Annotated in this window: 5 protein-coding genes; 4 read left to right on the plus strand and 1 reads right to left on the minus strand. The window is 47.7% G+C overall.

Features of this window, described 5'->3' with window-relative positions; genetic code table 11:
- The 3 genes from NTW12_03445 to NTW12_03455 all read left to right on the plus strand — a co-directional run.
- Positions 1-232: M24 family metallopeptidase (locus tag NTW12_03445; protein MCX5845399.1), on the plus strand; the 232-nt coding region annotated here is incomplete at its 5' end.
- A 75-nt stretch (positions 233-307) separates the two neighbouring features.
- On the plus strand, positions 308-1,063 hold the full coding sequence (locus tag NTW12_03450; protein MCX5845400.1) for an enoyl-CoA hydratase/isomerase family protein: 756 nt from the start codon (positions 308-310) through the stop codon (positions 1,061-1,063).
- A 192-nt stretch (positions 1,064-1,255) separates the two neighbouring features.
- Complete coding sequence (locus NTW12_03455; GenBank protein ID MCX5845401.1) at positions 1,256-1,555, plus strand: hypothetical protein; 300 nt, start codon at positions 1,256-1,258, stop codon at positions 1,553-1,555.
- A 73-nt stretch (positions 1,556-1,628) separates the two neighbouring features.
- Here NTW12_03455 and NTW12_03460 read toward each other — a convergent pair whose 3' ends face one another.
- The gene (locus tag NTW12_03460) at positions 1,629-3,914 is read right to left on the minus strand and encodes a Tex family protein (protein MCX5845402.1); all 2,286 of its coding nucleotides are present in this window, start codon (positions 3,912-3,914) and stop codon (positions 1,629-1,631) included.
- A gap of 378 nt (positions 3,915-4,292) precedes the next feature.
- Here NTW12_03460 and NTW12_03465 point away from each other — a divergent pair, with 378 nt between their 5' ends.
- Positions 4,293-6,293 (plus strand): transglycosylase domain-containing protein, encoded by a 2,001-nt coding sequence (locus tag NTW12_03465; GenBank protein MCX5845403.1) that lies wholly within the window; start codon positions 4,293-4,295, stop codon positions 6,291-6,293.
- Positions 6,294-6,562: the final 269 nt, after the last annotated feature.

The following is a 6,562-nucleotide window of genomic DNA, read 5'->3' on the forward strand; positions in this document are numbered from 1 at the left end:
AGGGAAAAAATCCCGGCTTATCGGTCATGGGATCGGCCTGGAACTGAACGAACCTCCCATACCTTCAGAGTATGACCATACCGAAGTTGGCGAGCATTATGTTATCGCATTGGACATTCACATGATGGACGAGGCTGCCGGGGTTGTGAAGCTGGAAGACATGATCCTCATAAAGGAGCAAGGGAATGAAATATTAACAAGGAGCCCCCGGCAGCTCTTCGAGATACCCTAAGCAAAGAGAGTCGGTTTTTGAGAGTGGTGAGCCCGGATGCAATGAAAAGTAAAAGCGTAATGGAAGGATGGTGAAATGATGCAGTATATACAGTATGTAAATGATCAGGGAATCGCTACAGTCAAACTGGGCAGAGGGAAAGTGAATGCCCTTAATGAAACAGTGATTGATGAAATGGCCGACCTTTTTAGGGAACTTGCCGACGATGCCGAAGTTAAGGCCGTGATACTCACAGGGACAGGAAAATTTTTTACTTTTGGTTTTGATATTCCGGAGTTTCTGAGCTACCCAAAAGAATCATTTATCCGATATCTCATCAAGTTCACGGATTTCACTACGTACCTGTTCGTGTATCCAAAACCGGTCGTTGCGGCACTCAACGGCCATACCATCGCGGGAGGCTGTATGCTCGCTATCGCCTGCGATTACAGGATCATGGTTTCCGGGAAGGCAAAGATTGCTCTCAATGAAATCAACTTCAACTCGTCCCTGTTTGCGGGAAGTGTTGAGATGATGAAGCTGTTGCTGGGACAGAAGAACGCGGAAAGGGCTGTATATACGGGGAAAATGTATTCGGCAGAGGACGCATACCGGATGGGGATGATTGATCAAATATCGTCAGATGTTGATGTGGAGGCGGAAGCGAAAAAAATCGCAAGTCAATACGCTGAAAAAGATGGCGTCGCGTTTAAAAGCATCAAGAAACTTCTCAGAGGACCCATAGCAGAGGAAATCATGAGAAGAGAAAGAGACTCCATTCTCGAATTTGTCGATATCTGGTACTCGGAAAACACCTGGAAAATGCTGCAGGAGAAAAAGATATCTTCATAAATCGTACCTGTAATTCTCATTCAGGGGATATGTGATATTTATCGGTCATTGCCCTTTCCCCTGATACTGTATGCGTCATGAACTAATTCTCTTGACTTTATATTATTTAAGAGTATTCCTTTAATAAAGAGAAGTAATCGACACCATGGCAGCAGCTTGCAGCTCCGAGCAGCCCCATATGGGCGGCTCTCATTGAATATTGAAACCCTGTCTTTTACAACGAGGCAGGGTTTTTTGTTTCTGGATGGTTTTATTCTTAAGAAAGGTTGGTGGACAGAGATGCCGAGCGAGCAATATATAAACCTTTTGAAAAACTTGGCGGAACTCAGAGGTTCTCCGGATGATAGTTGGCAGAACGCAGTAATACAGAATTTCGTGCGGGAGCGTCTGCAGGAGTCCGGGGCAAAGTATAACTCAAAGACGCACCAGTCAATGGTAAAGTTGGCCTTTGATGTGTGGGGATTCGCAAAGCATCATTTTGAGAAAAAGTGAAAATTTATGGCTGTACCTGTCAGTCAACGTAGGTTTTAACTTTTACGCCTGAAATCGAAAGTTATTCTTCTGGTCAATGCCTGGGAATCTTTAAGCCCTTCAGTGCTTTTGCAAACGGATTTGAGGGTTCTTCTTTCCTCTCTCGACGCTCGGTTTTTGGATCTTTGCCAACGTGTTTCCTCTCCTCTTTTGATGTACTGTCGGAAGCCTTACGGCCCGGTTCAAACGGATTTGCTTTCATGGACAGAGAAATGCGTTTTCGTTTCTCGTCCACATTGATGACGGTAACCGTAACCTTTTGATTGACCTTGAGTACATCGTGCGGATTTTTGACGAATCGATCGGCCATTTCACTTAAGTGTACCAAGCCGTCCTGATGCACGCCGACGTCCACAAATGCCCCGAATGCCGTGACGTTTGTCACAACACCGGGAAGTTGCATACCGACTTCGAGATCGGCAATTTCGTTGACACCTTCCGTAAAGGCAAACAATTCAAATTGCTCCCGTGGGTCCCGTCCCGGTTTTGCCAATTCTGCCATGATATCCGTCAGCGTCGGCATGCCTACCATATTGGTTACATACTTTATTAAACTAATTTGACCTCTCAGATCGGCATTACTCATGAGATCGGCTACCGTACATCCCCGATCGTGAGCCATGGCCTCTACAACAGGGTAGCTTTCCGGATGAACTGCCGAGGCGTCGAGGGGATTCTCGGCGCCGCAAATTCTCAAAAAACCGGCCGCCTGTTCGAACGTTTTCGGCCCCATGCCGGCAACGTTCATCAAGTTTTTCCTCGACTGAAAGGCGCCGTTTTCATTACGATATCGTATCACATTTCCGGCCAGCCTCTCGGAAAGACCTGACACATATTTCAGCAGCTCTTTGCTTGCCGTATTAATCTCGACACCCACGGCATTGACACAACTGGAGACCACATCGTCGAGCGATGTTTTCAGGGCCTTTTGATCCACATCGTGCTGATACTGGCCGACACCGATGGACTTCGGATCAATCTTCACCAGTTCTGCCAGTGGATCCATGAGACGTCTCCCGATAGAAACGGAGCCCCGGACGGTAACATCGAAATTCGGAAATTCCTCCCGCGCCACATCCGACGCGGAATACACCGACGCCCCGCTCTCGTTTACCATCATCACCGCAACGGGCCGGCCGAAATCGATTTTCTTGCAGAAGGCCTCCGTTTCACGGCCGCCCGTTCCGTTTCCCACGGCGATGGCATCGATACGGTATGTTTCAACCAGCTTTTTCACAATTTTGGTCGATTCTTCCGTGCGATGGAACGACTCAATGGGAAAGATCGTCTCATTGTGCAGAAGTTTGCCCTGGGGATTGAGGCACACAACCTTGCAACCCGTGCGGTAGCCGGGATCGATGGCCAGAACTGCCTTTTGCCCCAGAGGTGACGCAAGGAGGAGTTCTCGCATGTTTTCCGCAAATACTTTGATGGCCTCTACATCCGCCCGTTTTTTACAGTGAAGGCGAATCTCGGTCTCCATGGATAGTGAAAGCAATCTCTTATAGCTGTCCCGTGCCGAGAGGAGCACCTGCCCGGCCGCCGGGCTGTCGTTCTTCACAAAACGACGCCCCACAAGGGCTGTCGCTTCTTCTTCATCAGGAAGGATGTGGAACGTGAGATAGTCTTCTTCCGTGCCCCGGCGAATAGCCAGGATGCGATGTGACGGCGCCTTAGCGGCAGGCTCCTCCCATTCGTAATAATCCTTGTACTTTATACCCTCCTCTTCCTTACCTTTAACAACCCTCGATTTGATTGTGGCTTTTTTCAAAAAAAGTTCGCGGAGTTCCGCTCTGAGGTCGGCATCTTCGTTGATCCATTCGGCAATGATATCGCGCGCACCTGCGAGAACCTCTTCGACAGTTTCCACACCCTTTTCATGATCCACAAAGGAAGCAGCCTCCGCCTCAAGATCCATATCGGTTTGTGCAAAGATTTTTTCGGCCAGTGGCTCAAGACCCTTTTCCTTGGCTATTGTGCCGCGGGTACGGCGCTTGGGCCGATACGGCAGATAAATATCCTCTAACACGGCGAGAGTTTCTGCACCGAGAACCTTTTCCTTCAATTCATCGGTGAGCTTGCCCTGATCGTCAAGCGATTTCAGGATTGCCTCCCTCCTCTTGTCCAGGGCACGAAGATATTCAAGCTGATCACGGATTGCGATAATGGCAACCTCGTCCAATCCACCGGTTACTTCTTTACGATAACGGGCAATAAAGGGTACGGTGGCATCATCATCGAGAAGCTGGGCCGTCGCCTTTACCTGCTCATCACGCACATTCAATTCCGAGGCAATTTTTTCACTATATTTTTCAATCACTGGTTATTAATCTCCTTTTAATCTGTCATTGTCTGGCTTGACCGGACAATCCGGATGATCTTCATTCTGGAATCCCGCCGGATCCTACCCTCAAATACCCTTGTCGGGGGTGGGAGTGACATCATCTTTGACTTTTTTGCGAGTACATCACTATTGAAGAGGAATAAGAAAAATGATGCGCATCCTAACCAGGTTTGAGCTCTGAGTCAATGTTAAAGTAATATCTCCTTCTCTCATAATGACATTATAACACAGGCTCTTTTCGGGTATTACGGCCTTAAGATATTGTATTGCCGAAGATGAATAATCGTAGTAAACAGTCCTGCCTCATGGGGCGCCACGTAGGCATGAAACGTGTCCCCACGGGGGCGGGGAACCATGGTGATTTGTCATTCCTACGAAAGTGGGAATCCAGGGTTCATAGCACTGGACTCCCGCCTCCGCGGGAGTGATATTGTAAAGGTTATTTTCGTACTAATGCTGAACATCCTTAAAGAAAAATCGGGTAAGGCGCTGTCTGTTGTACGTGGGTTTTTTAAACCACGGTATATTTTGTCTATCGTTCTTGTCCTGGCAGTCTTTTTTATCTTCGTCCGGATAACCGACAGGCATCTCCATGAGCAACTGCCCGCAGCCGTCGATTACATCCAAAATACTTCAGGATTGCGTTGTGATATCGAGGCTCTAACCTATAGTTTCCCCACCGGAGTAAAGGCGCTCAACGTACATGTATCGGATGACGATGGTAGAGAGTGGCTTACTGCTTCCAGTATTACCGCCAGGATCAGTCCTTTTCGCTATCTCATGACCAGGAAAGTGGGGCGGCATCTTATCGGGAGCCTTGACACCCGGAATCTGGAAGTGACGCTGTATCACAAAAAATCAGGCGGGTGGGAATTTCCCGAACTTAGGAAATCGTCCGCACATCCTGTGTCAGGCACAGAATCCGAAGAAGGACCCATCAATCTGAACGTCAATAATCTCACCGTCAAATTCCGGACGGAAAAAAGCACGACAAGCCACTCCTACAGAAAGATGAAAGCAAGAATAGACCGCAGAAAGGGAGACGGTTCCCTTGAAGTCAAGGGTGATGACGAGAGTTTCCATCTGTCCGTCGAAAGAGAATCCGGAGAGTTTACTCTCAAGGCTGATTCCTTCCGGCTTGCAATTCTTTCATCCTTTCTGGGGGATACCATTCCTTTAGACGATGTGTATATAAATGCCCGTGGGCAGAGAAGCAAGGAAATGTCCTTTTCCGTTTCCGGCACTATTGAACATTCGCGGCAGAGAAAATCTTTGCTTCCGCCCCTTGAGGCGAAAGCAAACATTCTTGAATTTAATGTGACAGGGAGCAATAATGATTCCGGAATCTCTATCCGGAATGGACAGATTTCCCTGGGAGGAGAAACCCTTTTCGTGAACAGCTGGTTATCTCATGGAAATAATCCTGTAATTAAAATAGTTTTTTCCTTTCCGGAATTTTCCATAGGCAAAGCGTTAAACAGCCTGCCCAAGTCATTTCATCCCGATCTTCCGGATTTGAAGATCGACGGCAGGGTTGCAGGCAAGTTTTATTTCTTCATTGATATGGAAAGACCCCGTAGCCTTGAATACCGTTTTGAGGGGAAATATGAACCCGTAAAGATCCTGTCACTGGGATCAAAAATAAAAGTAAATACCTTAAAGTCGCCTTTCCGTCATACCGTGCGCACACCCAAAGGAAAAAAGATAACCTTTCTGGTGGGTGAGAATAATCCCCAATATGTTCCGCTTGAGGATATCCCCCAATCTATGATCAGTGCGGTGATTACCGCGGAAGATGGCGGATTTTTCTCCCATAAGGGATTCAGTCAAAGGGCAATAAAGGATGCCTTTGCAGAAAATCTGGAAGCCGGACGTATTGTGCGCGGCGCCAGCACCATTTCCATGCAGGTTGCAAAGAATCTTTTCCTGACCCGGGAGAGAACATTCAGCCGGAAATTTGAAGAAACATTCATTACCATGGCGCTGGAACAGAACCTGTCGAAAGAGCGAATAATGGAGATCTACCTTAATATCATCGAATGGGGTGACGGTATCTATGGAATCGGGCCGGCCGCGTCTTTTTACTTCAACAAACCACCCCGGGAGCTAAAACCCGTGGAGTCTGCATTCCTTGCATCCATCATTGCTAGGCCGGGGAAAAATTGGAAACCTGACCCCCTGACCAAGATCAGCGAAGGGTGGTGGAAGTATCTGCAGTTAATACTTTGCAAGATGTACGAGAGAGGCGGCGCGGACATCGCAGACCTGCGTGAAGCCGGCGTACCGGAAGAAAAGATCAGAGAATTGCTTGAAGATAAAGGACAGGATGAGAGTGTGCCTTTTCCGCCTGAGTAAAACATAATTTCCCCGATACGTGATTAAAAAAAGTGGCGCCTGCCCCCTATAAGCAAGTACTGAGCTTGCGTGAGTTCTTCCTGAAAGCAATGATTGACGGGTTTTGGGAATTATGTAAGATTACAATTAATAATGATGGGCCTACTGTGGTTGCAACAGAAACCACGCTGCGAGAAGATGTTTTGGACAACAGGAAAAGGAGAGACGTAATGGGAGACAAGGGCGGCAAGAAAGATAAGGAAAAGGGTCAGAAACAGAACGCCGAAAAA

This window comes from Deltaproteobacteria bacterium, assembly GCA_026388545.1.
Classification (GTDB): Bacteria; Desulfobacterota; Syntrophia; order Syntrophales; family UBA2185; genus JAPLJS01.

Excerpts from the sequence above, each read along its gene's own strand:
- NTW12_03465 (MCX5845403.1), top strand. The coding sequence starts at position 4,293 with ATGGTGATTTGTCATTCCTACGAAAGTGGGAATCCAGGGTTCATAGCA.
- NTW12_03450 (MCX5845400.1), top strand. The coding sequence starts at position 308 with ATGATGCAGTATATACAGTATGTAAATGATCAGGGAATCGCTACAGTC.